The 26421-nt window shown below is 68.5% G+C and carries 30 protein-coding genes and 2 pseudogenes; 17 read left to right on the top strand and 15 right to left on the bottom strand.

What is annotated here, in order from left to right; all coding sequences use genetic code 11:
- Positions 1-219 precede the first annotated feature (219 nt).
- The 7 genes from ACFWFP_RS10180 to ACFWFP_RS10150 all read right to left on the bottom strand — a co-directional run bounded on the left by ACFWFP_RS10180 (position 220) and on the right by ACFWFP_RS10150 (position 7944).
- Entirely contained in the window at positions 220-2958 is a 2739-nt protein-coding gene (locus ACFWFP_RS10180; protein WP_379294400.1) for a fumarate reductase/succinate dehydrogenase flavoprotein subunit, read from the bottom strand.
- Positions 2955-3698, bottom strand: coding sequence for an ABC transporter ATP-binding protein (locus tag ACFWFP_RS10175; protein WP_379294399.1), 744 nt, complete (start codon positions 3696-3698; stop codon positions 2955-2957). Before ACFWFP_RS10175 ends, ACFWFP_RS10180 begins: the two co-directional genes overlap by 4 nt.
- Positions 3695-4633: an ABC transporter permease gene (locus ACFWFP_RS10170; RefSeq protein ID WP_379294398.1), complete on the bottom strand. Its 939-nt coding sequence runs from the start codon at positions 4631-4633 to the stop codon at positions 3695-3697. The genes ACFWFP_RS10175 and ACFWFP_RS10170 overlap by 4 nt, the downstream gene beginning before the upstream one ends.
- Entirely contained in the window at positions 4630-6060 is a 1431-nt protein-coding gene (locus tag ACFWFP_RS10165) for an ABC transporter substrate-binding protein (RefSeq protein WP_379294397.1), read from the bottom strand. Before ACFWFP_RS10165 ends, ACFWFP_RS10170 begins: the two co-directional genes overlap by 4 nt.
- A 17-nt stretch (positions 6061-6077) precedes the next feature.
- Positions 6078-6305, bottom strand: a complete 228-nt coding sequence (locus tag ACFWFP_RS10160; RefSeq protein WP_056816936.1) for a ferredoxin family protein — start codon at positions 6303-6305, stop codon at positions 6078-6080.
- Positions 6305-7081, bottom strand: a complete 777-nt coding sequence (locus ACFWFP_RS10155; RefSeq protein ID WP_379294396.1) for a GntR family transcriptional regulator — start codon at positions 7079-7081, stop codon at positions 6305-6307. The genes ACFWFP_RS10160 and ACFWFP_RS10155 overlap by 1 nt, the downstream gene beginning before the upstream one ends.
- 188 nt (positions 7082-7269) lie before the next feature.
- Positions 7270-7944, bottom strand: coding sequence for a PaaI family thioesterase (locus ACFWFP_RS10150; protein ID WP_379294395.1), 675 nt, complete (start codon positions 7942-7944; stop codon positions 7270-7272).
- 156 nt (positions 7945-8100) lie between these two features.
- Between ACFWFP_RS10150 and ACFWFP_RS10145 the strand changes: the two genes are divergently transcribed.
- Positions 8101-8757, top strand: coding sequence for an HAD family hydrolase (locus tag ACFWFP_RS10145; protein WP_379294393.1), 657 nt, complete (start codon positions 8101-8103; stop codon positions 8755-8757).
- Between the two features lies 1 nt (position 8758).
- Here the strand turns inward: ACFWFP_RS10145 and ACFWFP_RS10140 are convergent, their stop codons facing one another.
- Both ACFWFP_RS10140 and ACFWFP_RS10135 read right to left on the bottom strand, forming a co-directional pair.
- Entirely contained in the window at positions 8759-9283 is a 525-nt protein-coding gene (locus ACFWFP_RS10140) for a DinB family protein (protein WP_379294392.1), read from the bottom strand.
- A 44-nt stretch (positions 9284-9327) separates the two neighbouring features.
- Positions 9328-9954: a maleylpyruvate isomerase family mycothiol-dependent enzyme gene (locus ACFWFP_RS10135; RefSeq protein ID WP_379294391.1), complete on the bottom strand. Its 627-nt coding sequence runs from the start codon at positions 9952-9954 to the stop codon at positions 9328-9330.
- A gap of 111 nt (positions 9955-10065) precedes the next feature.
- On the opposite strand from ACFWFP_RS10135, the gene ACFWFP_RS10130 reads away from it, so the two are divergent.
- From ACFWFP_RS10130 to ACFWFP_RS10115, 4 genes are read left to right on the top strand one after another with little or no spacing between them, the layout of a single operon-like run.
- Positions 10066-10560, top strand: coding sequence for a hypothetical protein (locus ACFWFP_RS10130; protein WP_379294390.1), 495 nt, complete (start codon positions 10066-10068; stop codon positions 10558-10560).
- Positions 10547-11077 carry a MepB family protein gene (locus ACFWFP_RS10125; RefSeq protein ID WP_379294389.1) on the top strand — a complete coding sequence of 177 codons (531 nt, stop codon included), beginning with the start codon at positions 10547-10549 and terminating at the stop codon, positions 11075-11077. Before ACFWFP_RS10130 ends, ACFWFP_RS10125 begins: the two co-directional genes overlap by 14 nt.
- 19 nt (positions 11078-11096) lie before the next feature.
- Complete coding sequence (locus ACFWFP_RS10120) at positions 11097-11306, top strand: hypothetical protein (protein ID WP_266289138.1); 210 nt, start codon at positions 11097-11099, stop codon at positions 11304-11306.
- 41 nt (positions 11307-11347) lie between these two features.
- A complete protein-coding gene (locus ACFWFP_RS10115; protein WP_379294388.1) occupies positions 11348-12298 on the top strand; it encodes an ADP-ribosylglycohydrolase family protein in 951 nt (316 codons plus the stop codon).
- Here ACFWFP_RS10115 and ACFWFP_RS10110 read toward each other — a convergent pair.
- Positions 12265-12672 (bottom strand): annotated as a pseudogene (locus tag ACFWFP_RS10110) (ATP-binding cassette domain-containing protein); the annotation flags it as partial. The gene ACFWFP_RS10115 and the pseudogene ACFWFP_RS10110 sit on opposite strands and share 34 nt — an antisense overlap.
- 20 nt (positions 12673-12692) lie before the next feature.
- Here ACFWFP_RS10110 and ACFWFP_RS10105 point away from each other — a divergent pair.
- A pseudogene (locus ACFWFP_RS10105) lies at positions 12693-13079 on the top strand (alpha-isopropylmalate synthase regulatory domain-containing protein); the annotation flags it as partial.
- Between the two features lie 66 nt (positions 13080-13145).
- On the opposite strand, the gene ACFWFP_RS10100 reads toward ACFWFP_RS10105, so the two are convergent.
- Both ACFWFP_RS10100 and ACFWFP_RS10095 read right to left on the bottom strand, forming a co-directional pair.
- Entirely contained in the window at positions 13146-13406 is a 261-nt protein-coding gene (locus ACFWFP_RS10100) for a hypothetical protein (protein WP_379294387.1), read from the bottom strand.
- A 99-nt stretch (positions 13407-13505) separates the two neighbouring features.
- Entirely contained in the window at positions 13506-14513 is a 1008-nt protein-coding gene (locus ACFWFP_RS10095; RefSeq protein ID WP_379294385.1) for a YeiH family protein, read from the bottom strand.
- 107 nt (positions 14514-14620) lie between these two features.
- Here ACFWFP_RS10095 and ACFWFP_RS10090 point away from each other — a divergent pair, with 107 nt between their 5' ends.
- Both ACFWFP_RS10090 and ACFWFP_RS10085 read left to right on the top strand, forming a co-directional pair.
- The gene (locus tag ACFWFP_RS10090; RefSeq protein ID WP_379294384.1) at positions 14621-15226 is read left to right on the top strand and encodes a YdcF family protein; all 606 of its coding nucleotides are present in this window, start codon (positions 14621-14623) and stop codon (positions 15224-15226) included.
- A gap of 36 nt (positions 15227-15262) precedes the next feature.
- Complete coding sequence (locus tag ACFWFP_RS10085) at positions 15263-16183, top strand: LysR substrate-binding domain-containing protein (protein ID WP_379294383.1); 921 nt, start codon at positions 15263-15265, stop codon at positions 16181-16183.
- A 12-nt stretch (positions 16184-16195) separates the two neighbouring features.
- On the opposite strand, the gene ACFWFP_RS10080 is transcribed toward ACFWFP_RS10085, so the two are convergent.
- Entirely contained in the window at positions 16196-17341 is a 1146-nt protein-coding gene (locus ACFWFP_RS10080) for a glycosyltransferase (RefSeq protein ID WP_379294382.1), read from the bottom strand.
- Between the two features lie 56 nt (positions 17342-17397).
- On the opposite strand from ACFWFP_RS10080, the gene ACFWFP_RS10075 reads away from it, so the two are divergent.
- Positions 17398-17991 (top strand): TetR/AcrR family transcriptional regulator, encoded by a 594-nt coding sequence (locus ACFWFP_RS10075; protein ID WP_379294381.1) that lies wholly within the window; start codon positions 17398-17400, stop codon positions 17989-17991.
- 173 nt (positions 17992-18164) lie between these two features.
- Positions 18165-18992: an IclR family transcriptional regulator gene (locus tag ACFWFP_RS10070; RefSeq protein WP_379294380.1), complete on the top strand. Its 828-nt coding sequence runs from the start codon at positions 18165-18167 to the stop codon at positions 18990-18992.
- On the opposite strand, the gene ACFWFP_RS10065 is transcribed toward ACFWFP_RS10070, so the two are convergent.
- A complete protein-coding gene (locus tag ACFWFP_RS10065; protein WP_379294379.1) occupies positions 18989-20677 on the bottom strand; it encodes an FAD-binding dehydrogenase in 1689 nt (562 codons plus the stop codon). The genes ACFWFP_RS10070 and ACFWFP_RS10065 overlap by 4 nt on opposite strands.
- Positions 20678-20774: 97 nt before the next feature.
- On the opposite strand from ACFWFP_RS10065, the gene ACFWFP_RS10060 reads away from it, so the two are divergent.
- Complete coding sequence (locus ACFWFP_RS10060) at positions 20775-20987, top strand: hypothetical protein (protein WP_379294378.1); 213 nt, start codon at positions 20775-20777, stop codon at positions 20985-20987.
- A gap of 183 nt (positions 20988-21170) precedes the next feature.
- A complete protein-coding gene (locus ACFWFP_RS10055; RefSeq protein ID WP_379294377.1) occupies positions 21171-21824 on the top strand; it encodes a cutinase family protein in 654 nt (217 codons plus the stop codon).
- 6 nt (positions 21825-21830) lie between these two features.
- Here the strand turns inward: ACFWFP_RS10055 and ACFWFP_RS10050 are convergent, their stop codons facing one another.
- Positions 21831-22433, bottom strand: coding sequence for a TetR family transcriptional regulator (locus tag ACFWFP_RS10050; RefSeq protein ID WP_379294376.1), 603 nt, complete (start codon positions 22431-22433; stop codon positions 21831-21833).
- A gap of 149 nt (positions 22434-22582) precedes the next feature.
- Between ACFWFP_RS10050 and ACFWFP_RS10045 the strand changes: the two genes are divergently transcribed.
- From ACFWFP_RS10045 to ACFWFP_RS10025, 5 genes are all read left to right on the top strand, one after another.
- Positions 22583-23809 carry an alkane 1-monooxygenase gene (locus ACFWFP_RS10045; RefSeq protein WP_379294375.1) on the top strand — a complete coding sequence of 409 codons (1227 nt, stop codon included), beginning with the start codon at positions 22583-22585 and terminating at the stop codon, positions 23807-23809.
- Entirely contained in the window at positions 23809-23982 is a 174-nt protein-coding gene (locus tag ACFWFP_RS10040; RefSeq protein WP_379294374.1) for a rubredoxin, read from the top strand. Before ACFWFP_RS10045 ends, ACFWFP_RS10040 begins: the two co-directional genes overlap by 1 nt.
- Positions 23979-24161, top strand: a complete 183-nt coding sequence (locus tag ACFWFP_RS10035; protein ID WP_266289085.1) for a rubredoxin — start codon at positions 23979-23981, stop codon at positions 24159-24161. Before ACFWFP_RS10040 ends, ACFWFP_RS10035 begins: the two co-directional genes overlap by 4 nt.
- Positions 24158-25351 carry an NAD(P)/FAD-dependent oxidoreductase gene (locus tag ACFWFP_RS10030; protein ID WP_379294373.1) on the top strand — a complete coding sequence of 398 codons (1194 nt, stop codon included), beginning with the start codon at positions 24158-24160 and terminating at the stop codon, positions 25349-25351. The genes ACFWFP_RS10035 and ACFWFP_RS10030 overlap by 4 nt, the downstream gene beginning before the upstream one ends.
- A 79-nt stretch (positions 25352-25430) precedes the next feature.
- The gene (locus ACFWFP_RS10025; protein WP_379294372.1) at positions 25431-26315 is read left to right on the top strand and encodes an NAD(P)H-binding protein; all 885 of its coding nucleotides are present in this window, start codon (positions 25431-25433) and stop codon (positions 26313-26315) included.
- Positions 26316-26421 lie beyond the last annotated feature (106 nt).

Below are 26421 nucleotides of genomic sequence, written 5' to 3'. Positions count from 1 at the left end.
GAGCTGTGATAATCCTGAGCGCGCTGCCCGGTGAACGCCGACACAGCGACCCCGACGGGTCCGCGAAACCCCGGGTGCGCCGACCGGGATCCCCGGTCGCGGGGGCCAGGTCGCCGAGGTGCTCGCCGGCGTTCGACCGCTGCGGGCCGGACCCCGCGCCTGCTGCCCGAAGGGGCGATCGCGCCGCATCCGCGCTGCGGCAACGCCCCGGCGAGTTGATCACCTCCCGGCCTCGGCCAGTTCCGCGTCGGCGCGCATGGCGTCGACCGGGGTGCGACCCGCGGCGGTCACCGCCCGGCGGGCGTAGGCGCGGACATCGGCGTCGGGATCGGTGATCGCCGACTCGAGCGCGTCGAGGGCGGTGGCGCTACTCGGCCAGGTGGACAGGGCCAGCACCGCCGCCTTGCGCACATCGAGGTGACGGTCGGCGAGCGCCTCGCTCAACGGTGCCACGCCCGTCTCCGGGGTAGCGCCCGCCAGGCCACGCGCGGCGCCGACACGCACCTGCCAGGCGGAGTGGCTCAGTGCCGCAACAAGTTCGGCGATATCCTCGTCCGCGGTGCCCAAGGCGGCGTAGGCGGTGAGGGCGGCAGCGCGGACCAGCGGATCGGGATCGCCCGTCAGCACGCGGATCACCTCGACGCCGCCGCCACCGATCGAGGCGAGTCCGTGCGCGACCGCGATGCGCACCTCGCGGTTGACATCGCCGGCGATCGTGGACACCGCGTCGGCGTCGTCGAGCGAGACCAGCGCGCGCACCGCCTCGATCCTGACGCGATGATCGGTATCACCGAGTGCCGCACGGTAATCCGAGGCAGACCCGGCCCGCAGAGCCCGCAGCAGATCGACGACGGTCGCGCGGACGAGGGGATCGGGGGAGCTGAGATGTTCGCTGAGCGCACCGGCCCCCGCCAGCACCTCCACCAGTTCCCGCAGGCTCTCGGTGGCTGCCCGGCGCACCGAGGCGGCCTCGTCGCCCAGCGCCCCGATCAGCTCATCGGCGAAACCGTCCGGGGTGTTCTCGGTGAGTACCGAGAGCGCGGCCACCCGCACCACCGGATCGGGATCGGTCAGATAGCTCGAAAGGTCTTCGACCGCAGGCGAATCCAGCGCGAGCAGGGTGACCAGCCGAGGCGAGGACGGCGACTTCGGCGCCGCCTCGCTGCGCACCGGGGCTTCGCGCTGCGGGGCTCGCGTTCCCACCAGCTCGGGTTGGGCGATCACCTCGACGATCGGCTCGGCCGACGGCACATCATCGAGGCCGGGTACCGGCACCAGATACGGTGCCACCGACCGCTTGACGAACTCCATCTCGCCCTCGACCGTCTTGCGCAGGTTCAGATGGAAGTTCCACGACTCGTCGTCGCGATCGGGCAGGTCCGCGCGGTCGTGATAGAGGCCCCAGCGGGACTCCGTCCGCGTCAGCGAACTGCGCGACGCCATCTCGGCGCAATCGCGAATGAACTGCACTTCGACCGCACGCATGAGTTCGTGGGGTGTCTGCGCGCCGATCCCGTCGACTTCGGCGCGCATCCGCTCGAAGGTCTCGACGGCGATCGACAGCTTGGCGGCCGTCTTCGGCGGCGCCACATAGTCGTTCACGAACCGGCGCAGTTTGTACTCGACCTGCGGCTGCGGCGGTCCTTCCGGCTGGCGCAACGGTCGGTAGATCAGTTCGTGTGCTTCGGCGAGCTGATCCTCGGGCAGTTCGGCAGGCGGATCGAGCTCGGTCGAGGTGGCGGCCGCGTGTGCACCGGCCAGATCGCCGTAGACGAACGCCCCGATCATGTAGTTGTGTGGCACGCACGCGAGATCGCCGGCCGCGTACAGGCCCGGCACGGTGGTTCGCGCGTTCTCGTCCACCCAGACCCCCGACGCGGAATGCCCACCGCACAAACCGATCTCGGAGATGTGCATCTCGATGTCGTGGGTGCGGTAGTCGTGGCCCCGGTTGGCGTGGAAAGTCCCGCGAGTCGGCCGCTCGGTGGTGTGCAGAATCGATTCGAGCGTCGACAGCGTCTCGTCGGGCAGGTGGGAGACCTTGAGATAGATGGGCCCGCGGGCGGATTCGATCTCCTGCTTGACCTCGGCCATCATCTGACCCGACCAGTAGTCGGAGTCGACGAACCGTTCACCCTCGGCGTTGACCTGGTAGCCGCCGAACGGGTTGGCCACATACGCGCAGGCGGGACCGTTGTAGTCCTTGATCAGCGGGTTGATCTGGAAGCACTCGATACCGGAGAGTTCGGCACCGGCGTGGTAGGCCATCGAGTAGCCGTCACCGGCGTTGGTGGGGTTCTCGTAGGTGCCGTAGAGATAGCCCGAGGCGGGCAGACCGAGCCGGCCGCACGGACCCGTCGCCAGAATCACCGCGTTCGCGGCCACCTCGACGAATTCGCCGGTGCGCGTATTCAACGCGGCAGCGCCCACCGCGCGTCCGCCCGCGGTGAGCACCCGCACCGGCATCAGCCGGTTCTCGATGCGGATCTTCTCGCGCATCTTCCGCTGGCGCAGTACGCGATAGAGCGCCTTCTTCACGTCCTTGCCCTCGGGCATCGGCAACACATACGACCCGGACCGGTGCACGCGGCGCACCGCGTATTCGCCGTATTCGTCCTTCTCGAACTTCACCCCGTACCGCTCGAGGCGCTGCACCATCGCGAAACCCCGTGTCGCCGTTTGATACACGGTGCGCTGGTCGACGATGCCGTCGTTGGCGCGGGTGATCTCGGCGACGTAGTCCTCCGGCTCGGCCTTGCCGGGGATGACGGCGTTGTTCACGCCGTCCATGCCCATGGCCAGCGCACCGGAATGGCGCACATGCGCCTTCTCGAGCAGCAGCACGTTCGCGCCGGACTCGGCGGCGGTGAGCGCGGCCATGGTGCCGGCGGTGCCGCCGCCGATGACGAGCACATCGCAGTCGAGCCGAACGCGGTCGGACAGGTCGGGAATGTTCACAGCGACTCCAGGATTCGGGCCCGCAGGGCGCTCCGGTCCACCGGTTCGCGCGGGTCGGGTACCTCGACGACCGCGCGCAGCGAACCCGCGCCGAGCACGGCGATCCGGTCGCCGAGCAGCAGGGCTTCGTCGAGGTCGTGGGTGACGAAAACGATCGTGGTCGGGTGTGCGCGCCAGGTGTCGACCAGCAGGCGCTGCATTTCCGCACGGGTCTGGCTGTCGAGCGCGCCGAACGGCTCGTCCATGAGCACCGCGCGCGGCGAGCCCGCGAGGCTGCGGGCGAGCTGAACCCGTTGCCGCATCCCGCCGGACAGATCGCGCGGCAGATAGTCGGCGTAGCCGCTGAGCCCGACCTCGTCGAGCCAGCGCTGCGACCGTGCCGCACGGTCACTGCGCGACACGCCCCGAAGGCGCAGCGCCAGGTCGATATTGGCGCGAGCGGTGCGCCACGGCAGCAGCGCGTCGTCCTGGAACACCAGCGCGCGATCGGCCGACGGACCGGTGACGGTGTCCTCGTCGGCGCGGATCACCCCGGCCACAGGCTTGCGCAGCCCGGCGATCGCGCGCAACAGGGTCGACTTGCCGCAGCCGGATTTGCCGACCAGGACCAGGATCTCCCCGGCCGCGACCGTCAGATCGAGGTCGTGCACCACGGTTTTGCGGCCGTAGCTGATCCGCACGGACTCGAGGTCCAATCGCATGCCGACCGAGACGGCGGGCGCGGCGGTGGTCGTGGTCATGAGGCAACCTCTCGCGGCAGCCAGCGGGTCACCCGACGGCCTGCCAGTTCGACGATTCCGGAGGTGAGGAAACCGAGCACACCGATGGTGATCATCCCGACGAACACGGCCGGGTAGTCGACGATGGTGTAGGACTGCCAGGTGCGGTAGCCGATGCCGAGTCGCCCGGAGATCATCTCCGCCGAGATCAGGCAGATCCAGGCCACGCCCATTCCCACCGACAACCCGCTGAACACCCCGGGCAGGATGCCGGGCACGACGACCCTGGTCAGCACCTCCCGCCGCGACGCGCCCAGCGTGCGGATCGCGTCCTCCCAGATGGTCGGCAGCGCCCGCGTCGCATGCCGGGTGCTCACCAGCACCGGGAACAGCGACGCGGTGAACGTGATGAACACGATGCCGGACTCGTCGCTGGGGAACAGCAGGATCGCCACCGGCACCAGCGCGATCGCCGGAATCGGCCGGATCAGCTCGGCCAGCGATCCGAACACATCGGCGAGCAGTCGCGATCGACCCAGGCCGATGCCGGCCAGCACGCCGACGACCGCGGCCAGCCCGAATCCGGTGACGATCCGGATCAGCGACTGCGCCACATCGAGGTAGTACTGGCCGGTGCCGAGGTGCTCGCCGAACTCGGCGACGATCTCGGTCACCGTCGGCAAGGTGTCGAACCGCAGCCCCGCGCGCACATCGCCCACGGTGAGCAACTGCCACAGGCCGATCGCGGCCGCCACCGAGGCGACCCGGATCGTCCGCGACACCCACACCGACCTGGCGGGCACGTCGTGATCGGGCGAGACGGCGGAGTCGGCACGCGAATCGCCGTCGACGACAGGGGTATCGTCCGGCCGACCGGACGCCACAGTGCGGGATGGGGCCGCGTGGACATTCTCGTCGGTCTCGATCGCGGCGACCTGCCCGGAAACCGTGCTCATCCGCGGACTTCCGTCACGGCCTGCTCATAGGAGAGCGGCGCGGCGGCGGGATGGGTAGCGCGGTAGCGGTCGGCCGCTGCCTGCGTGGTGAACGGCAGGTACTGCGCGCCCTCGCGCAGCCAGATGGCCTTGTCGGCGAACCAGCGAGTACCCAGTTCGGCGTCGGGGACGTACGCCGCGCGAATCGTCTTGCCCTGCGCCTTCGCTGCCTGCACCGCCCGCAGCAAGCAGCCGGGGTTCGCGGCGGGTTCGGGCTTGTTCGCGCCGTCGACCCAGACTTCACCGGCCAGCGCCGGATCACTCACCGCCACCGCGCAGATCGGATCGGTCCCGGTCACCTTGCTCGGGTTGACCCCCGACGCCAGCTGCGCGTCGTAGTTGCCACGGCCGGTCTCGGCGAAGGCTTGCCGCAGCGGGCCGTCCTGGACGAAGGCGTCGATGTCGAGGTCGGCGAAATCGCCGATCGACTTCAGGTAGTTCACGTCGTCCTTGAACGCCGCGATCAGGTTCGCCTTGAGCGTGGTGTCGAAACTGGTACCGCCGGGGCCGTTGTAGAGATACACGACCTCCTGCGGCAAACCGGAGCCCTTGGCGACGAGATCGGCTGCCTCGAACGGCTTCTCGTTGAGGAACGCGGTCGCGTCCAGCTGCGCCGCGAGGAACGCCTGCAACACCTCCGGATGATCGGCCGCGTAGGTCCGGCGTGCCACCACGCCGTGGAAGGTCGGCACATTCAGCTCGGCGCCGTCGTAGAGCAGTTTCGCCTTGTTCTGCTGCACCAGCAGACCCGGCCACGCCACGAACTGCGACAGTGCGCTCACCTGGTGCGATTCCAGCGCGGTCGCGCCGACCTGCGGCTGCTGGTTGAGCACTTCCACACCCTTGGCCGGGTCGATCCCGGCCCGGCTCAGCGCCTGCACCAGGGTGCCGTGGCCCGCCGAACCCACGCTGGCCGAGATCTTCTGCCCGGCCAGATCTTTCAGCGAACGAGCAGGTGAATCATTGGGCACCACCACCATGTTCAGCGCGCCCTTGGGGTTGTAGCCGGTGATCGACACCAGCTCGGTCCGTGCGCGTTCATTGGCCTGCGTGCGAGATCCGTTGATCAGCAAGGGGTAGTCGCCCATCGAGCCGATATCGATCTTCTCGGCCACCATCTGAGCGGTGATCGGTGCGCCGGTGTCGTAGTCCTGCCACTCCACCTGGTACTTCGCGCCACCGCCGTCGGTGATCTTCTGGAGCCGCTGCTCCAGGTAACCCTGCGCTTTCAGCAGCGTACCCGCGGTGACGGTGTTGATGGTCTTGGACTGGTAGCCGATGACGACCTTGACGGTGCCCGCCGGTGCGGCGTCGGAACTTTCTAGCGAGCAGCCCGCCGCGGTGAGCGCGAGAGCCAAAGCGACAGGGGCGAATCGAGTGATCTTCATGCGTGGGATTCCCGGTTTCAGCGAAGCAGATAGGGCATGTTGACGGTGACGGCGCCGGTGGGGCAGCGGGCCGCGCACGGCCCGCAGTACCAGCACTCGTCGACGTGCATGTAGGCCTTGCCCGAATCATCGTGAATGGCAAGGGAATCGAGCGGACACATGTCCACGCAGAGAGTGCAACCGGTGATGCACAGTGATTCGTCGATCGTCACCGGGACGTCGGCGCGCTGAGGGACCAGTGCCATTACAGGACCTTCCATTCGGGGGTGCTGCGGGTGAGGCTGCCGCGCATCGTGATGCGGTCACCGCGCATGCGGATGTATTCGAGGTCGACGGGACGGCCGTCGTCGAGGTGGGTGAGGCGTTCGAGCATCAGCAGCGGCGCGCCGGCCGGGGTATCCAGGGTGGTCGCGGTGTGCGGGTCGGCCGCGACGGCTTCCAGCGCCAGGTCGGCGGCGCCCAGCGACCGGCCGGTGACCTGTTCGAGGAGCACGAACACGTCGGTGGTCTCGAGATCGTGGGCGAGCACTTCGGCGCCGACATCGGGCGCGAGATAGGTGAGGTCCAGGCTCAGCGGCAGATCGGCGAGAAACCGCAGGCGTTCGATGTAGACGACCTTGTCGCCCGGCGCCAGCTCGAGCCGGCGCGCGACGGCCGGGGGAGCGGTGATGGTGGTGGCGGCACGGACCTCGTTGCGGACGGTGCCGTGCCCTTTGAGGGTCTCCTGCAGGCCCAGCAGGGCATCGAGACCGTGGTCGAACTTGCGGGCGGCGACCCGGGTGCCGAGTTTCGGGGCGCGATCGATGAGGCCCTCGTCGCGCAGCAGCGCCAGCGCTTCACGGACGGTATTGCGGGAGGTGCCGTGCTCGGCGGCGAGTTCCTGCTCGCCGGGCACTGTGCCCGCCACCGCGCCCGCCAGGATCTGGTGGCGCAGGATATCGGCGACCCGGCGCGCCCGATCGGCGCGCTGACCGCGGATCGGGGTGGGCTCCGTAGCCCCTGTTTTCTCGCTGACCTGCATGAACAGCGACGATAGCGGCGATTACGCGGCACTCTGCGCGCCGCGATTCCGGGGCGAATTCAGCGGATGTTTCTACGCCGGGTGGCGGTTCGCGCGACCTGCGGGTATCCGCGGCGAAACCGCTATTGCGCCACCTCGCGCCCCGCCGCCGACATTGCGATCACGTCGATCGCAATGTCGGCGCGCGGTCACGGCTGGCCGGGGTTGAGCACGATGAACAGACCCTTGGCCTCGGCGCACAACCGTTCGCCGTCGTGCAGCGTCGCCCGCAGATACACCTTGCGGCCCTCGACGCGCTCGGTCCACGCGCGCACCGTCAGCTCGCGATTGAGGGGCGTGATCGAGCGGTAGTCGAGGGTGAGCGAGGCCGTGCGGGTCACCGACCTGGTGGACAGCGCGGCGGTCATGCCGATGATGTCGTCGAAGGCGAGTGCGATGTGCCCACCGTGGGCGGCATTGTTGCCGCCCAGGTGGAAGGTGCGGAAGGTGACCTTCGCGGTGACGCCGTCGCGGTCACCGCTGACCACTGTGTACGGCGGTAACGTGATGTTGCCGCGCGCGGGTAGATCGGTGCGGGTCCAGCTGGGCGAGGACCACTCGTCCACCACGGCCTCGTCGAGGCGGGCGTTGAGCTGTTCGAGGGTGGCGATGGCCTCTTTGGCGAGCTCGTCGGAGGGATTGACCAGCCGGGCCCGGTCCATCAGCGCGCGGACCTGATCGATCAGCTCGCCGTAGTGCGGTCCGCCCACCGTGTTGTCGGCGCCGCGGTCCTTGCGTGCTTGGATCAGCTCGGCAACCGGCCGGAATCCGCCTTCGTGATGCTTCTCGTCCGGGAGCGAGCTGCCGACCTGTGTATCGTCCATATGCAACACGTTATCGCTGCCGAGCTGGATGTTCGCGTCGGGGATCGGTGTCAGGTCAACTACGCTGGATCCCGATCACCGAGTAGGTCCTACGTACCGGAGCGTCGGCGCACCACCGGAGGTGCCCCTCCGGGTGAGCGGCGAAAGGCTGAACGCATGGGTATCGCGGCGGTTGTGTTCGACATGGACGGCGTGCTGATCGACTCCGAGCCGATCTGGGAACAGGTCAGGCACGACTACGTGGTCCTCAAAGGTGGCCGGTGGCAACCGGATTCGCAGAAGAAGATGATGGGGATGAACACCGTCGAGTGGTCGTCGTACCTGGCCGACGAGCTGGGGGTGGCCGAACCCGCCGACGAGGTGGCTGCCGCCGTCATCGATCTGATGGCCGACAGATACGCGCACCACGTCCCGCTGCTGCCCGGCGCGGTCGACGCGGTGCGGCGATGCGCGGGTTCCTGGAAACTGGGCCTGGCCAGCTCGTCACCGGCCACCCTGATCGATCTGGTGCTCGCGAAGTCCGGCTTGCTCGACTACTTCGCCGTGGTGCTGTCCACCGAGGAGGTCGGACGCGGCAAGCCCGCACCCGACGTCTATCTCACCGTCGCGCAGCGACTCGGCGTGGAGCCGAACGACTGTACGGCCGTGGAGGATTCCACCAACGGTCTGCGCTCCGCCCACAACGCCGGGATGCGCCTGATCGCGGCGCCACGCCCGGAATTCCCGCCGCTGCCCGACGCCCTCGCCCTGGCCGACGTCGTCATCGACGATCTCGGCGAACTCACCCCTGACTCGGTGACCGGCGACGCCTGACTCAGAAGCTGCCGGTGACGCCGTCGATCCGCTCGCGCAGCAGGTCGGCGTGGCCGTTGTGGCGGGCGTATTCCTCGATCATGTGCAGGTACACCCAGCGCAGCGTGTACTCGTCGCTGCGCCACGGCACGTGGAACACGTGGTCGAGGGAGAGTCCGGCGACGGCGGCGTCACAGGCGGCGACCTCGGCGTGAAAGGCCGCGAACACCTCGTCGGCGGGTAGCGAGGCGAGGTCGTCGAAATCGGCGTCGGGCTCCACCTCCGAGCTGTAGATCGGCTCGACCGCCTCACCCGCGGCGGACAGCCGGAACCAGCCTCGCTCCACCTCGGTGAGGTGCCGGACGAGGCCCAGCAGCGACAGCGAGGACGGCTCCACCGAGCGCGCGCTGAGCTGTTCGCCGTCGAGTCCGCCGCATTTGCCGAGCAGGGTCTGGCGATGAAAGTCCAACCAGGACTGCAACATCGGCCGCTCATCCGCGCCCACCAGCGTCCTGGTCGGCTGGAGTTCGGGAGCTGTCCACGTCATCGGTGCGAGGCTACCCGCCGTCATGGTTAGGTGCAGTGCGATTCTCAGTTGCTGGTGAATCGCGCCGCCGACTCGCCGTCGAGACGGCCCGGGGGGAGTTTTCGCCCGCACAGGACGAGCAGCAGGTCCTGCGCACGTCCCGACAGCACCTCGCCTTCGCCGTAGCTGAAGTCGAGATCGTCAGCCCGCAAGGCGATTCCCGCGAGGTCGACGCCGAAATACCCGGCCGAGCGTGGGTTGAGCGCTTCCAGCACCATGCGCATCCGGTCGAGAGGGATCGGATCGGTGTGGCCGAGCGCAACCGTGATGTCGAGGCCGTGGATCACGTCGTGGCTCAACGCGCCCGCGAAGCCGCCGCCCGGTGGTTTCCACGGGTGCTCGGTGTTGTCGCCGATGGCGGCGACCAAGTCGGCGGTGCTCAGCCGCGCGGCGTCGGCGCGGGCCGCACGGTCGGCCAGGCGATCGAAGTTGCCGCGCGCGGTGATCATGCCGATGACGAACCGCGGGAGCGAGGTCCGGTACGGCATGCTCAGGTGCGCGGCGACCTCGCGCACCCGCCAGCCGGCGCACAGTGTCGGCGCGTCCCAGGCGGCCTCGTCCAACCCCGCCAAGAACTCCGCCGTCTCGGCGCGCTGCCGTGCGGTCTCGGCTCTGACTTCGTTTTCGCGCACTGTGGAGCCTCTCTGTCGACAGAAATCCTGCTGTCGATGTAGACGCTGTACGCGTCACCGATTCATCGGTCCGGCTGTTCGGGCCGTTCGCCGGTCCGGCACACTGGCCCGATGGGTGCCCAGCGCGACGACCAGCCCGAAGTCGTAGTCCACGTCGGTGACGGCTCGCAGGAGCCGCACCCCGTCGACCCCGCCCGTCCCGGCGCCTCCGCCACCGATCCGGCCCCCGAACACCCCTTCCTCCTCCTCACCCGCACCCCCACCGACTCCATTCAGGCGCGCTACCTCGACGACGGCACCTACGAACTCGAGCACACCACCGGCGCCGAACATCGCCAGCTGTTCACCACCGATGCCCTGCTGGTCCGCGACATCGTCTGGTCCTGGATCCAACGCGACACCTGGTGGTCCGACACCGTTGCCTGGACCACCGTCGACCCCGCCATCGCCGAACTCCACGCCCTGCACACCGAGCTGTCCGGGATGCTCGACGGCATGTCCCTGATGGACACCGTCACCGACGAACTGGACCGAGCGCTCTCCCGAGCCGACGAACTCCTCGACAACTTCGACGCCGATTTCGAAGTCTCGGATGACGCACCCTGACATCCTCGCGGCCCGAAACCTCATCGCCGCACTGGGACTGAGCATTTCGGCCACGGTTCCCGAGACGCAGAACGCGGAGTACGGAGCATCCGTGGCCGAGGTCGGCCGCGGCGCGGTGAGATTCCGGGTGGGCAAGCGGACTCCGGCAAAGCCGGGTTTGTTCGTGTCCGTGTGGCAGCGCGCCGAGGACGGCTCGACCGAGCCATGCGCCGTGGAGGACGGTGTCGACCTGCTGGTGATCACCGTTCGCGAGGAATCGCGTGCCGGACAGTTCGTCTTCCCGCGAAACGCCCTCGTCGAACACGGAATCGTGTCCGTAGCCGGTCGGGGCGGCAAGCGCGGGTTCCGCCTGTACCCACCGTGGTCGGTGACCCGCAACAAGCAAGCGCACAAGTCGCAACAGTGGCAGTGCGCCTATTTTCTCGACCTCGACAACGTCGACCCGCAGCACGCACGCAACCTGTACGAACCGATCCTGCCTCCCGCTGTCCCATCGCACAGCGGCAATGCTCGCTGACGTGGATTACAGTGGCGCCGTGGGGTTTACCGACTACGGCCCGGGCGATGTCGTGTATTTCCCGGCGGGTCCGTTCAGCGGCATCTGCGGGGTTGTCCGCGAGGTCGACGCGCGGCGCGCGGAATTGCGCATCGAGTTCGGCGAGGGAACCGTCCACCGTGAGGGGAATGTCCTACGCGAGCGCCGGCACAAGCTGACCGTCGGATTCGACGAGGTCGAACTGGTCTAGCCGACCGGAATTCGTATTGCGACGTTGGCTGCCGATGGGCAATGATTGCGTCCAGCATGCTGAATGCCGATCCTGCTTTCGACAGTCTTCAAGGCCTTTCTGTCGGTGATGCGCTCGGCGCGCAATTCTTCGTTCCCGGTAGTTCCGTTCCTGATCTTCTTGCGGGTCGACCGCCGTCGGCACCATGGTCGTGGACCGACGACACCGAAATGGCGTGTTCGGTGTATGCGGAAATCCGCGATCGCGGCAGCGTGGACCGTGAGGCTCTCGCGGGCGCGTTCGCGCAGCGGTGCGAACCGTACCGTGGCTACGGTCCCGGCACAGTTGTTGTGCTGCACGAGATTCGAGACGGTCGTCCGTGGCGCGAGGCGGCCGGTGCTGTCTTCGGGGGGAGTGGATCGTGGGGGAACGGGGCCGCGATGCGAGTCGCGCCGCTCGGTGCGCATTTCGCCGGAAATCCGGATCGCGCCGCGGCGCAGGCGGCGCTGTCCGCCGAGATCACCCATCGGCACCCGGAAGCGATCGTGGGGGCGATGGCAGTGGCGGTTGCCGCCGCACACGCCGCGGAAACACGGGGAAAGGGCTGCGCGCCCGATGAATTGCTGCGGGCGGTCGGACCGTATCTGGTCGACGGGCGCACCGCGCACGGAATCCGTCGAGCTCGGGAGCTGCTCGGCCGAACGGTAGCCGAAGCCGCCTACGAACTCGGCAACGGGGCGCGGGTCAGTGCTCAGGACACGGTGCCCTTCACCTTGTGGGCTGCCGCCACCTACCTCGAGGACTATCCGCGCGCCGTTACCGCGTGTGTGGAAGCCGGTGGCGACGTCGACACCACCGCCGCGATCGTCGGCGGGATCGTGGCCGCCCACACCGGTGCCGGAGCCCGCGGTGCGACCCGCGGAATTCCGGAGCGGTGGCTCGCGGCGCGTGAAGTGTTGCCCGGGTGGGCATCCGGTGGTCAGCGGGCGCGGGCGCTCCAGCGGCCGTCGTAGCGGACTTCGATCGGGTGGGCGAAGGCGGTGGAGACGTGGTCGGTGGTGATGACGTCGGTGGCGGGGCCCGCGGCGACGGTGTGGCCGTCGGCGATGAGCAAGGCGTGGGTGGTGGTGCTCGGGAGTTCCTCGAGGTGATGGGTGACCAGGATCGAGGCGACCTCGGGATGGGTGCGATCGAGGGTGTCGATGGTGGTGAGGAGTTGCTCGCGGGCGGCCAGGTCGAGGCCGGTCGACGGTTCGTCCAGGAGTAGGACATCGGGGTCGCTGATCAGGGCCCTGGCGATGAGGGTACGGCCGCGTTCGCCCTGGGACAGGGTCGGCTAGATGTCGTCGGCCTTGCCGGACAGGCCGAGGGTGTCGATGATCGCGTCAGATCGATCTCGCGAAGCGGGTGCAGGAATACACCGACGACACCGGCGCGGAGATCACCGCCAAGGAACTGTTCACGCTGTTCGAACAGGCGTACACCGCCCCCGATCAGCGAATCGCGCTGGTGCAGTGGCAGATCGCCATCGGCGCCACCGAGATCGACCTCGCCGCACACGGCAGTGAACGACACTCGGTGCACCATGAGGTGGGCCCGGTCGAGGCACTGACCGCCGCACTCGACGGGGCGGGCTGTCCCATCGAGATCCTCGGCCTGACCCAGCACTCGGTGGACGAAGGCGCGGGCAGCGCTGCCGTGAGTTACGTCGAGTACCGAGCGGCAGATCGCACCGGCTGGGCATTCGGTCGCGACACCTCGGTCGTCGCGGCCTCGCTGGCAGCGGTGATGAACGCCGTCAACGTGACGGAACAGGTCGGTCGGGCGGTCGCACCGGCGGCCGCCCCATCGCCTGGCGAGTCAGTCCGCGTCGCCCTCACACCAGTCGTCGAACGCGTCGAACTCCGGCTCGTACTGGGGCGGAATCGAGTCCTCGATGGCATTCTCGATCGGGTCCCACCTCGCGTTGCACCACTCGGGGGCGGGCGGCCACGACTCGATGTACTCGACCAACGGCGACGAAGGTGGCTCGGCTTCCTCGGCCGCCGCGACACCCGCGGCGACCAGGGTCAATGCCGCGGCGGCACCCGCGGTGGCGATGATCCGGTAAACGCTGTTCATGACATCCTCCTGTCCGCGCCGACATGCGATGTTCCAGCAATCCTAGCTCCGCGACGCGGCCTGATCAGGTCCGCGCACTCGCCGGTGGGGCTGTTGCCGTCAACACCAGCCGGTCAGGTACATCAGCCCGAGGCTGGTGGTGCCCAGGATCAGGCCGAGGGTGCCACCGAGGACCAGGGGGCGGATGCCCGCGGTGCGCAGGCGGGCGATGCTCAGTGAGGTGCCGATGGCGGCGAGGACGGCGGCGATCAGCCAGCCGCTGAGGGTGGCGAGCGGTGCGGTCAGCTCGACCGGGATGATGCCGAGACCGGCGATGACGGAGGCGGCCAGGAACAAGATCACGAAAAGGGGGACGGCCCGGCGCAGGGAGGCCTGGGCGAGTTCGGTGTCTTCGGCGATGTGGCGGCGGCCGACGTGCAGGCCCACGCAGAGCGGGATGATGGCGAGGCTGCGAACCATTTTCACGATCACCGCGAACTGGGCCGCGCCCGCGCCGAAGATGACGCCCGCGGCCAGGACGGACGACGTGTCGTTGATCGCCGTGCCCGCCCAGAGGCCGAACGCCTCCTGCGACAAACCGAGTGCGCGGCCCAGTGGCGGATACACCAGCACGGCCGTGACATTGAAGAGGAAAATGGTGCACAGGGCGTAGGCGACCCGTTGCTTGTCGGGCCGCAGGACCGCGGTGGCGGCGGCGATCGCGGACGCGCCGCAGATCGTGGTGCCCACGGCGATCAGGGTCGCCGACTCCTTGTCCACCGCGAGCATCCGTCCCACGAAGAACGCCGCCACACCGCCGACGAGCAGCGTTGCGATCAGCACCACCGCCGTCTCGCGCCCCACGCTCATCACCGACCCGAGCGGCAGGCCGAGCCCCAGCAGCACGATCGCCAGCCCGAGCAGACGCTGCCGGGCGATGTCGAGTCCGGGGCCGAAGGTCTCGCCCGTCGCGTCCTTGCGGCGCAGCACCATCCCCGCGACGGCGCCCGCACCGAGCGCGAGCACCGGCGCGCCGACCATCGGCAGCGCCTTGCCGAGCGGCGTGGCCACGGTAGCCAACAGCGCGGCGAGGATCAGGCCGGGAGCGAGAGCGAGTACGCGGTTCACTCCTTCACCCTCGTCGTACGCAGGATCGCGAGGTAGAGACCGAATTCGCAGGTGGTCATAATTTCGGCTTATGGCCCTGTCGGCGGGGTGTGTGGTTTGCTGGAGACGTGCGGAAACGAACCCGGCTGACGATCGCCACCGGTGTCGGATTGATGCTGTGGGGCGAATGGGCGAACCGACGCGCCTCTCGTCGAGGCGTCGGACCCCCACGCTCGGGGTCGGAGGCCGTCGTGGTCCTCGGGTACCGCAACACCGGTGCACGCGCCAACGGCATGAACCGGTGGCGTGTGCGTGCCGGTCTCCGGTCCATCGATCCGCGCGCGCCCGAGACGCGTCTCGTCCTGTGCGGAGGTGCCTGCGCCGGCCCGGAGACCGAGGCGGCGCTGATGGGCCGCTACGCCGTGGAAACCCGTGGCTACGCGGGCGAACTCGTCCTGGAGGAGTCGAGCCGGTCCACCTGGGAGAACATCGCGTTCGCGATCCCGTACCTGAAGGACGTCGACCGGATCAAGATCGTCTCGCTGCCGACGCACGCCGAGACCGCCCGCGTCTACCTCGCCGAACAGAGCCCGGAACTGGCCGCACGACTGGTCCCCGGCCGGGAATACCGGTTCGGCGAATGGATGCCGCTCAAGCCGGTGTTCGCCCTCTACGGCGTGGCGAAGACACTGCGCGGCCGATTCGGTCCCGAGCGCGGCGGCTGCGGTGCCTGATGCGGTGTCGTGCCGCCCGTCGCCCATAATCGGGCCATGGCGCTGCCGCCCGGAACCCCCGACCTGGAGGTCCTCGATCTCCTCGTGTCGGTGGCCGAGCTGGGCAGTCTGGGCGCCGCCGCCCGTCGACACGGGGTCAGCCAGCCGGCCGCGAGCATGCGGATCAGCGCACTGGAACGCCGCCTGCATGTGAAGCTGCTCGACCGTGCGCCGACCGGCTCCGAACTCACCGACGCCGGTCGCGCCGTTGTCGCCCATGCGCGCACCGTCTTGGCCGCCGTCACCGACCTCGTGGACGACGTGGCGCGGCTGCGCGCCGCGCATGCCCCGCGCCTGCGCATCGCGGCCTCCAAAACCATTGCCGACCATCGCATTCCGCATTGGCTCGCCGCATTGCGTGCCGATCACCCCGAAGTCGTGATCTCCCTCGACGTCGAGAACTCGACCCAGGTCGCGGGCCTGGTGCGCGACGGCACCGCCGATCTGGGCTTCGTGGAAGGACCGCATCCACCGGCCGGACTCGGCAGCCGCGTGCTCGGCGCCGACGACCTCGTCGTGGTCGTGGCGCCGAATCATCCCTGGGCGCAACGGAAGACCCCGGTCACGCTGACCGAGTTGGCAGACACCGCCCTGCTGTGGCGCGAACCGGGTTCGGGCACCCGCGACACCGTGTGGGACCTGCTCGCCACCGCGGCGTCACCCGCGGGCCCGGCCGCCGAACTCGGGTCGACCGCCGCGATCGTGGCCGCCGCTCGAACCGGCATGGCACCCGCGGTTCTGAGTCGATTGATCGCCGCACCCGACCTCGTCACGGGCACTCTGGTGGAAGTCCCCTCGGCCGATGCCGCCCGGCTGACCCGCAAGTTCCGGGCCATCTGGCGTCGCAACACCCCGCCGACCGGGCCGGGCGAACTGCTCGTCGAGCGGGCCGCGTTGCTCGAGAACGCGCGCGGGTGAGCGGGCGCGGTTTTATCCGAGCGTCTCGAGCACGGCGACGGCCTTCGCCGCGCCGCCGTAGTCGCTGATGCTGGTGGCCAGCTGTTCGGCGGACGAGGCGAAGCTGCTGTCGCCGAGGATCTGTGTGGCGGTTTGTGCGATCACCTCGCTGCTCGTGTCGGGCATCAGCATCAGGCCCGCGCCGAGGGTTCGGACCTGCTCTGCGTTGAAGAACTGATCGCGGCCCATCGGGGTGCACAGCAGCGGCACGCCACGACCGAGCGCGGCCATGGTGGTTCCGAGCCCCGCGTGGGTGATCACCAGTGACGCCGAAGGAAGGATTTCGGCGTGTGGGGCGTACCGCACAACCTGGGTGTTCATCCCCGCCCGTATTGTCGCCGGGTCGATCGCCGCGCCCGTTGTGACGATGGCGCGCACGGGCATCTGTGCGACCGCGTCGACACAGCGCTGCAACAGATCGGCCTGACCTTGCTCGCTCGTGCTCAGCGCGACCAGCACCAGTGGCTCGGTACCGTCGCCGACATCGACCTCGTCGATCTCGCGCGACAGCGCGGGTGCGTCGAGCACCGGCCCGATGCGCACCACGTTGGCGGCATCCGGGATGTCGGGCTCGAACTCCTCGGGCACCGCGACGAGCGCTTGCGCGCACGCGTCGTGGATCTCGGCGAGGCTCTCGATCGCGGGCAGGTCAAGTTCCGCGCGTGCCGCGTTCGCGAGCGCGATGCCCGGCGTGAACATCTCGACCAGTGGTCCGCCCCGAAAGATGGTGTAGGCCGTGTGGAACAGCGTCGCGGTCGGTGTGCCCGATGCCAGCGCGACGTCGATCGCGGTGAAGAGCAGGCAATCGACGATCACCGCATCAGCGGGTTCGCGGTCCAGCTCCTGTGCGAGGTCGCGGGCGATGGCCGAGCTGAAGCAGAGCTCTTCGATCATGAGCTTCACCTCTGCTTCGAAGTCGTCCGGGGTGTCCATCGCGTCCCAGCCTTCGCCCTGCGTCAAGGTGACGAAGCGGGCGCCGACATCGGCGCATCGTTGCGCGATCGTCTCGTGGCCGAGTATGCGGACGTCGTGGCCGCGATCGACCAGGGCGCGTGCGATGCCGAGAGTGGGGACGAGGTTTCCCGCGCCGTCCCAGGTGGTGATCAGGTAGCGAGCCATGACGTTCCTCCTCGAGGATTACTTGACAGCTTGTAAAGTACGGTATGGTTGACAGCGTGTCAAGTAGTGGACGTCCCCAAACCCGGACTCAGATTCTCGAGTCGGCGCGCGCGATGTTCGAGGAACACGGCTATCACGGCGCCGGACTCGGAGCTGTCGCGAAGGAGGCCGGGGTCTCACGCCAGGCCATCTACCTGCATTTCCCGTCGAAGGTCGAGCTGTTGACGGCCCTGCATCTGCACGTCTACGCCACCGATGTCGTTCCGGTCCTCGAACGGCACCCGATCACGGACACGATGACCGCGTGGGAGGCACTCGACGCGTCCATCGCCGCCGATGTCGACGTCGCGTCCAGGGTGTGGCGGATCCACGAGGCGCTGGTGATGGCTCGGCGCCAGCATCCGGAAGTCGAGGAGACATTGCGGGTGCGCGAGGCGGATCGCTACAGCGAGCTGCTCGCTCTCGGGCGCCGGCTCGAGCGAGCGGGCGCACTGCCGCCGAAGATCGACGCCGATGCGGTGGCCGACATGCTGTGGGGCCTGGTCAACACCGGTACCTACGGCAATCTCGTCAACGAACGAGGGTGGTCGCTCGACCGGTACCGGTGCTGGGTGCGCGACACGATCCACCTCCATCTCGGTGCGCGGTGATCGCACACGAGGCAGGCGGGCACCGGGTTCGCCACTGCGGTAGTGGGGGATTCGCAGGTAGGGCAGTGACGCCAGGTCAGCCCGGCGCGCGCTCGAGATCGCGGCGAAATAGTGCGTGAGCGGAGCTGACGGCTCTAGTCTGTTAGCGCTACGCACTGTGGAGGTTGGATCACATGACGGTCGAGATCGTGACCGAACCGGCGCCCGAGAACCTGTGGACCGGATCGGGCCGGGCGACCGGGGCACCGCCGACGTCGATGATCGAGCGGATGACGCTCATCCTCGACGCGTTCGACGCCGCCACACCCACGTTGACCCTGCTCGGCCTCGCCGAACGCACCGGGCTGCCGCGCTCGACCGTGCATCGCATTCTCGACCAGATGATCCGGCTGCGCTGGCTCGCGCACACTCCCGGCGGCTACCGGCTGGGGCTGCGGGTGCTCGAACTGGGCGGGCTCGCGGCCGAGCAGAACGAACTGCGCGAAGTGGTGGGGCCACTGCTCTACGAGCTCAGTCAGCGCACCGGGCTGGTGGGGCACCTCGCGGTGCTCGACGGGCGCGAGGTGCTGTTCCTGGATCGTTCGGGGGGCCGCGGACGGGTGGTCATCCCGACCCGCGTCGGCGGCAGGCTGCCCGCGCACTCCACGGCGGTGGGCAAGGCGCTACTGGCCACGCTCGAGCCCGGCATCGCCGAGGCCGCGCTGCGGGGCAACGCCGTGGCACGCACCGCCCGCACGATCGTCGACCGGGCCGAACTGCACCGCGAACTCGCCCGCATCCGCAACCGTCAGGGCGTGGCCGTGGACACCGAGGAGTCGTTGCCCGGCGTCGGGTGCGTGGCGGTGCCGATCCGTGGCCGCGGTGTCGCGGTGGCCGCGATCTCGTTGTCGGGCACGGTCAAAGGCGAGCGCACCGCGCTCGACACCGCACGGCTGGCCCGGGCGCTGGCCGAGGTGGCCAAGGAAGCGTCACGCACCCTGGCCCCCCGGCACCCGCACTAGGCCTCGCGCCGCGCCATCGCCCGACCGGCCGCGCGACCCGAGAAGATGCACCCGCCCAGGAACGTGCCCTCCAGCGCGTTGTAACCGTGCACGCCGCCACCGCCGAACCCGGCGACCTCACCGGCCGCGTACAGCCCGGGCAACACCGAGCCGTCCGGGCGCAGCACCTGCGAATCGAGGTCGGTCTGCAGCCCGCCGAGGGTCTTGCGGGTCAGCACATTCAGGCGCACCGCGATGAGCGGGCCGTGCGCCGGATCGAGGATGCGATGCGGTTTGACGACGCGGACCTTGTCGCCGAGGTACTTGCGGGCGCTGCTGATCGCGGTGACCTGCGCGTCCTTGGAGAAGGAGTTGGCGACCTCGCGGTCGCGGCCCACGATCTGGTGTTCGAGGGCGGCCACGTCCAGCTTCGGTCCGCGAGCGATCTCGTTCATGCCGTCGACGAGCTCGGCCAGGGAGTGGGCGACCACGAAGTCCACGCCGTGCTGCTTGAACGCCTCCACCGGTCCCGGTGCGCCCTTGGCGAGCCTGCTGCGGACCGTGAACTTCAAGTCCTTGCCGGTGATGTCGGGGTTCTGTTCCGAACCCGACAGCGCGAACTCCTTCTCGATGATCGACTGGTTCAGGACGAACCACGAGTAGTCGTAGCCCGTCGACAGGATCTGGCGCATGGTCTCGTTGGTGTCGAAACCGGGGAAACACGGTGCGGGCATGCGGTTTCCGTTCGCGTCGAACCACAGCGACGACGGCCCGGGGATGATGCGGATGGCGTGATCGGGCCAGATCGGATCCCAGTTGTGGATGCCCTCGGTGTAGTGCCACATCCGATCACGGTTGACCAGCGCCGCCCCGGCCTCCTCGGAGATCCCGAGCATCCGGCCGTCGACATAGGCGGGAACGCCGGAGATCATGTGTTGCGGGCACGGGCCGAGACGTTCGGTGGGCCAGTTGCGGCGGATGAGGTCGTGCGCGTGACCGATGCCACCCGAACTCACCAGGACCGCAGGGGCTTCGACGGTGAACTCGCCCACCACCTCCCGGTTCGAGGCCTGACCGCGGTCGGTGTCGGAGGGGGCCAGAACGCTGCCGCGCACGCCGGTCACGGCGCCGTCGTCGACGATCAGCTCGTCGACGCGGTGCCGGAAACCGAAGCGGACCAACCCTTTCGCCTCACCGGCGAGCACCGGCTCGCGGAACACGCGCAGTACTTCGGGTCCGGTGCCCCAGGTGAGGTGGAACCGCGGCACCGAGTTGCCGTGCCCGCCCGCCAAACCACCGCCCCGCTCGGCCCAGCCGACCAGCGGCGTGAAACGCAGACCCAGGGCGTGCAGGTAATCCCGCTTCTCGTCGGTGGCGAACCGCACGTAGGCCTTCGCCCACTCGCGGCCCATCCGGTCCTCGTCCTCGCGGTCGAAACCGGCCGAACCCAGCCAATCCTGCAGTGCCAGTTCGTAAGAGTCCTTGATGCCCATCCTGCGCTGCTCCGGGCTGTCGACGACGAACAGCCCGCCCAGCGACCAGAACGCCTGCCCGCCGAGGTTGGCGCGATTCTCCTGATCGAGCACCAGTACCTTGCGTCCGGCGAGCACCAACTCGTGCGCGGCGACCAGGCCCGCCAGTCCGGCGCCGACGACAATCGCGTCGGGGGTGAAATCTTCGGTGGGCTCAGGCGCTGTGCTCGACATGCCTGGAACGTAGCATTGGTTCGTCGGCAGGCGGGGGCAAGTTCTGGAAAACACCCTGACCTGCGACATTTCATTCGATGAAAGGCTCGACACCCTCATGAACGTCCGAACCCGTACCGGCGCTGCCGTCCTCGCGCTCGCTGTCGTCGCCGGCCTCGGCGCCACATCGTGCTCCAAGTCGCGCTGGTGTGAACGCGATCAGGGCGACGTTCACGTCGCGGACTCCTACTGCGAGCGTGGTGTCGCGGGCTACGAGTGGGAGCCCGATCACGACAAGCCGAAGTACAAGAAGAAGCCCAAGAAGCACTGAGACCGGGCAACGGCGTTGTGCCGCAGGCGATCCGAGATGTAACCGTGGCGCAGCCGATGCCGAGTTCGTGCCATGTCTTTGCAGGTCAGCGGGTATTCCACCACTGAGCACACCGAATGCCTTCGGGCAGGAGGTGAATCGCTCTTTCTCTATTTCTCACAACGGCGTGAGTGGGTGGGCACGATGATCTATCGGAAGGCAATTCGTATCGTCGCAAGGCAGACAGCGCGAGCGCTGTCGGTGTTGCTACTGGCCGCGGGAATCGGGACAGCGATGTCCCCGGGACTGACAGCGTGGGCGCAGGCTTGCGCCACGCTCGACGTCGTGATCGCCCGCGGCACAGCGGAACCCGGCTATCTGGGAGCCGTGATCGGCGACCCGCTCTACGCGGTATTGAGTGCGCAACTACCGGTGGATACCTCCGCCCATCGCGTGGAGTACCCCGCCGATCTGCTGGTACCGAGCTCGATGCCCGACGGTACCCGGGCCATGACCGGCCACCTGCTCGAGCAGGCCGCCGCCTGCCCCGACCAGCGTTTCGTTCTCGTCGGCTACTCCCAGGGCGCGGTGGTCACCCACGGTGTCCTCGGCTCCGTCCCGCTGCCCGGCGCGTGGGTGCTGCCGCCGGAGCTGTCCTCGCGCGTCGTCGCGGTGCTCCTGTTCGGTGACCCCCTGCGATTGATCGGCGGCCCGGTCGCACCGCTGTACGCCGACCGCACCGCGAACTATTGCGCCGCAGGCGATCCGGTGTGCGCGGGCGGGGTGTTCCCGGCCGCGCACGGCAGATACGAGTGGTCGTTCACGGCCGCGGCCGGACAGGTGGACGCGCGGTTGTGAGCCCGCTCAGAGAGCGGGCATGACCCCCGACAGGACAGCGCCGACCTGCGCCACCGCGCGGTCGACGCTGCCTGTCGGCTGAAACAGATGACTCAGCGTCAGCCGGACCATGATCTCGACGACCGAGGTCAGCTCGTCATCGGTGAGGGACGCGAATTCGTACTGCTCGCGGACGGTGGCGCTGAGGGCGGCGACGGCCCGCCCGAGCACCGGTTCCGGATCGCTCACCAGGGCGGGCAGTAGGGCGGTATCGCCGTCCTGGCGAGCGGAGAGCACCGCCTTGATCAGGGTGTTGTCGCCCGCGGTGCGCAGCGTGTACTCGGCGGCGGCGGTCATGCCCGCGAGCGGGTCGGCCGGGTGGTCGGCCAGCGTCTCGGCGATGCCGGCCAGGTAGATGCCGGTCTCGCGCTCGATGAGGGCATCCGCGAGCGCCTGTTTGGTGCCGATCTCCTTGTAGAGGACCGGCCTGCTGATGCCGACTTCCTTGGCCACCCGCGACATGTTGACCGCGCCCCAGCCCTCGGTGACGACCATCGTGCGCGCGGCGTCGATCATCCGGTCGCGGAGCAGTTGGCGCATTTCTGCCTGAAAGTTCGGTGGTTCGGCCACGTGATCATCCTACATGTGCCCATCGATGTGCTTGTTCGTTGACAATCTGCGTAGTTCTGTATTCAATCGGAACAACACGCGCTAAAGTGTAAACGAAGGCGACTTCGAGCGGATAGGTGTCCGAAGTCTCGGTGATCAGGAGAACGGCAATGACGACATCTCGAATCGGTGACCACGCGGAATCGACGGCACCGCCGCAGTGGCGAGATCCCAAGCGATACCTGTGGTTGTTCGGCCTCATCGCCCCCAGCGCGACGCTGCTGGCGAGCGGGTTCGTGTGGGCCTTCAACCAATTCGGGTGGCAGGCCGTCGCACCCGTGTGGTGGTGGCTCGGGCCGATCCTGCTGTACGTGCTGCTGCCGACCCTTGACCGGTTCTTCGGGCCGGACGGCAAGAACCCGCCCGAGGAGGTGATGGAGCAGCTGGAGAACGACAGGTACTACCGCTACTGCGTCTACGCCTACATTCCGTTGCAGCTGTTCAGTCTGGTGTTCGCCTGCTACCTGTGGACCGCGGACAACCTGTCCTGGCTCGGCATCGACGGTGGTCTGAGCCTGATCTCCAAGATCGGCCTGGCCTTCACGATCGGCACGATGGGCGGTGTCGGCATCAACACCGCGCACGAACTCGGCCACAAGAAGGACGAACTCGAACGGTGGTTGTCGAAGATCACGCTGGCCCAGACCTTCTACGGCCACTTCTACATCGAGCACAACCGCGGCCACCACGTGCGTGTCGCCACGCCGGAGGATCCGGCCAGTGCGCGCTTCGCCGAATCGTTCTGGAGCTTCCTGCCGCGCAGCGTGTGGGGCAGTTTGACGTCCTCGTGGGAGCTGGAGCGCACCCGCATGCAGCGGCTGGGCACGAGCACGTTCTCGCTGCGCAACGACGTGCTCAACGCCTGGCTCATGTCGGTCGTGCTGTGGGTGGGGCTGGTCGCGGTGTTCGGTCCGTCGATTCTGCCGTTCCTGGTGATCCAGGCGATCTACGGTTTCTCGCTGCTGGAGACGGTGAACTACCTCGAGCACTACGGTCTGCTCCGGCAGAAGACCGCCTCGGGCCGCTACGAGCGCTGCACCCCCGAGCACAGCTGGAACTCCGACCACATCGTCACCAACATCTTCCTCTACCACCTGCAGCGGCACAGCGACCACCACGCCAACCCCACCCGCCGCTACCAGATCCTGCGGCACATGGACGGCGCGCCAGAGCTGCCCAGCGGCTACGCGAGCCTGATCGGCCTGGCCTACGTGACGCCGCTGTGGCGCAAGGTGATGGATCATCGCGTGCTGGCCCACTACAACGGCGACATCACCCGGGTGAACATTCAGCCCAGCAAGCGTGCGCGGGTCCTGGCGAAGTACGGAGTGAACTGATGGCGTATCTCTGCCCGATCTGTGACTACGTCTACGACGAGCGATTCGGTGCTCCCCGTGAGGGTTTCGCGCCCGGCACGGCCTGGTCGCAGATCCCCGACGACTGGTGCTGTCCCGACTGCGGTGTGCGCGAGAAGGTCGACTTCGAACCGAAGGAAGGTGCGTCCCGATGAGTGATTACCGACTGTTCCAGTGTGTCCAGTGCGGCTTCGAATACGACGAGGCACTCGGCTGGCCCGAGGACGGCATCGAACCCGGCACCCGCTGGGACGACATCCCCGACGACTGGTCCTGCCCCGACTGTGGTGCGGCCAAAGCCGATTTCGACATGCGGGAGGTGAGCCGCGGATGAGGGAACGGATCGTCATCGTCGGCACCGGTGTCGCCGGTGCCACCGCCGCCCAGACCCTGCGACGCGAGGGCTACGCCGGTGAGCTCGTGCTCGTCGGGGCGGAACCCGACCTGCCCTATCGCCGGCCCGCGGTCTCCAAGGAGTTGCTCGCGGGCACTACACCGTTCCAGCGCGCGGTGCTGAAGCCGATGAAGTTCTGGGCCGACAACGCGGTCGATCTGCGCCCGGCCACGCTGGTGCGCGCGATCGACACCGACAGTGCGACAGTGCGTGTGAGCACCGGGGAGGTGCTCGGCTACGACAGCCTGCTGCTCGCCACCGGAGCCAGAGCGCGCACGATCGATACCGTATCCACCCGCGTGCACACCTTGCGCGGGCAGTCCGACGTCGCCGCACTGCAAGCCGCGATCGACAGGGGCGGCTCGCTGCTCATCATCGGTGGCGGGCTGATCGGCTGCGAAGTCGCCGCCACCGCTCGCGGCCTCGGCGCCGACGTGACGCTGTTGAACGCCGGGCCGGGATTGCTCGATCGGGTAGTGCCGTCGGCCGTGGCGGACCTGGTCTGCGACATCCACCTCGAGCACGGCGTCGTAGTCGAGAACAGTGTCACCACCACGCGACTCGTCGACACCGCCACAGGTGTCACCGCCATCACCACCGACGGCCGTACGTTCACCGCGGCCACCGCCCTGGTCGCCATCGGCTCTGTCCCCGACACCACCCTGGCCGAATCCGCCGGCATCGCGGTGAACGACGGCATCATCATCGACCAGCACTACCGCACCTCGGCCCCTGGCGTCTTCGCCGCGGGCGACGCCACCACCGCATTCAACCCTCGACGTGGCGAATACGAACGCGGCCAGCACTGGAACACGGCGATGTCGGACGGCGCCGCGGCCGCGAAAGCCATCCTCGGCCACCCTGCCGCCCCCGCCGAAGTCCCCTGGGGCTGGACCGATCAGCACGGCCTGTCGATGCACTTCGCGGGCTGGCTCCACCCCCACGACGACCTGGTCATCGACGGTGACCTCGACTCCCGGGACTTCCTCGCGATCGCCCTGCGCAACGGCCACCCCGTCGGCGCCGTAGCCATGGCACGACCGAGGGAACTTCGAGCCACCCGCGCCCTCATCGCCGCCGGGGAGCCGTGGTTACCGAACGCTTCCCTCGAGCTGGTTCGCTCACGCTGACCTGAGAGCCGGCGAATTCGGTGAAATCTGCCGGCTGTTGCGGTCAGGAACTGGCCGCGACGGGTTCTAGCGTGGAGCTATGGGACTGAGAGAGGACGCGAAGAAGGTTGTTGTCACGACACCGGTCGGGCATGTAGGGGCTCGGGTTGTGCAGTTGCTGGTGCAGGCGGGGGTCCGGCCGACGGTGTTGATGCGCGATCCGGGGCGGCTCGATGCCGCGATGCCGGAGTTCGTCGACGTTGTGCGGGTTGATCAGGGGGATTCGGATGCGGTGGTGCGGGCCACCGTGGGGACCGACCGGCTGTTCTGGGTGGATCCGCCCACACTGGTGGATGGTGATCCGGTGGCGGGGTACGCGCGGATGGGGGCGTCGGCGGCGCGTGCTGTCGTCGAGAACGGGATCGAGGCGACGGTGTTTCTCAGCAGCCAGGGTGCCGAGAAGCGGGATGGAGCCGGGGAGATCGACGGGCTGGCGCGGACCGAGGAGTTGCTCGACGAGACCGGGGCGAATGTGGTGCACCTGCGGTGCGGCTACTTCTTCACCAATCTGCTGACCCAGCTCGACGAGATCCGGGCCGGCACGCTGTCCACGCCGTGGCCGCTCGACCATGCGATGGCCTGGGTGGATCCGCGCGATATCGGTGAGGTGGCGGCGGCCCGACTGCTGTCGGACGGGTGGTCGGGGCGAGTCGTGCAGGCCGTGCACGGGCCGCGGGATCTGACGTTCACCGAGGTCGCCGAGATCCTCGGTCGGCAGTTGGGCCATGCGGTCACCCCGATCCACCTCGCCGGCAACGAGTTCCGGGAAGTGCTGCGATCGGCGGGGCTGGGGCAGGGGCAGATCGACGGAATCGCCGGGATGTCAGCGGGGTTGAGTTCCGGATTCGTCGCGGAGAACCCGCGAACCGTGCTCACCACCACCCCGACGACCCTCGCCGCGTGGGCGAGCACCTCCCTGCGGTGAACAGAACCGGGGGGGGGGGGCGCGCCGCCGGGGGGCGCCGGGGGGGTGGGGGGGGTGGGCCCGGGAACCCCCGGCGCCCCCCCCCCCCGCGCGGCCGCCCGGGCGG

It is taken from the genome of Nocardia sp. NPDC060249 (assembly GCF_042728755.1).
Lineage (GTDB): Bacteria > Actinomycetota > Actinomycetes > Mycobacteriales > Mycobacteriaceae > Nocardia.
Note: the sequence above shows the minus strand (reverse complement) of the source record. Positions and strands in the feature narration are given on the sequence as shown.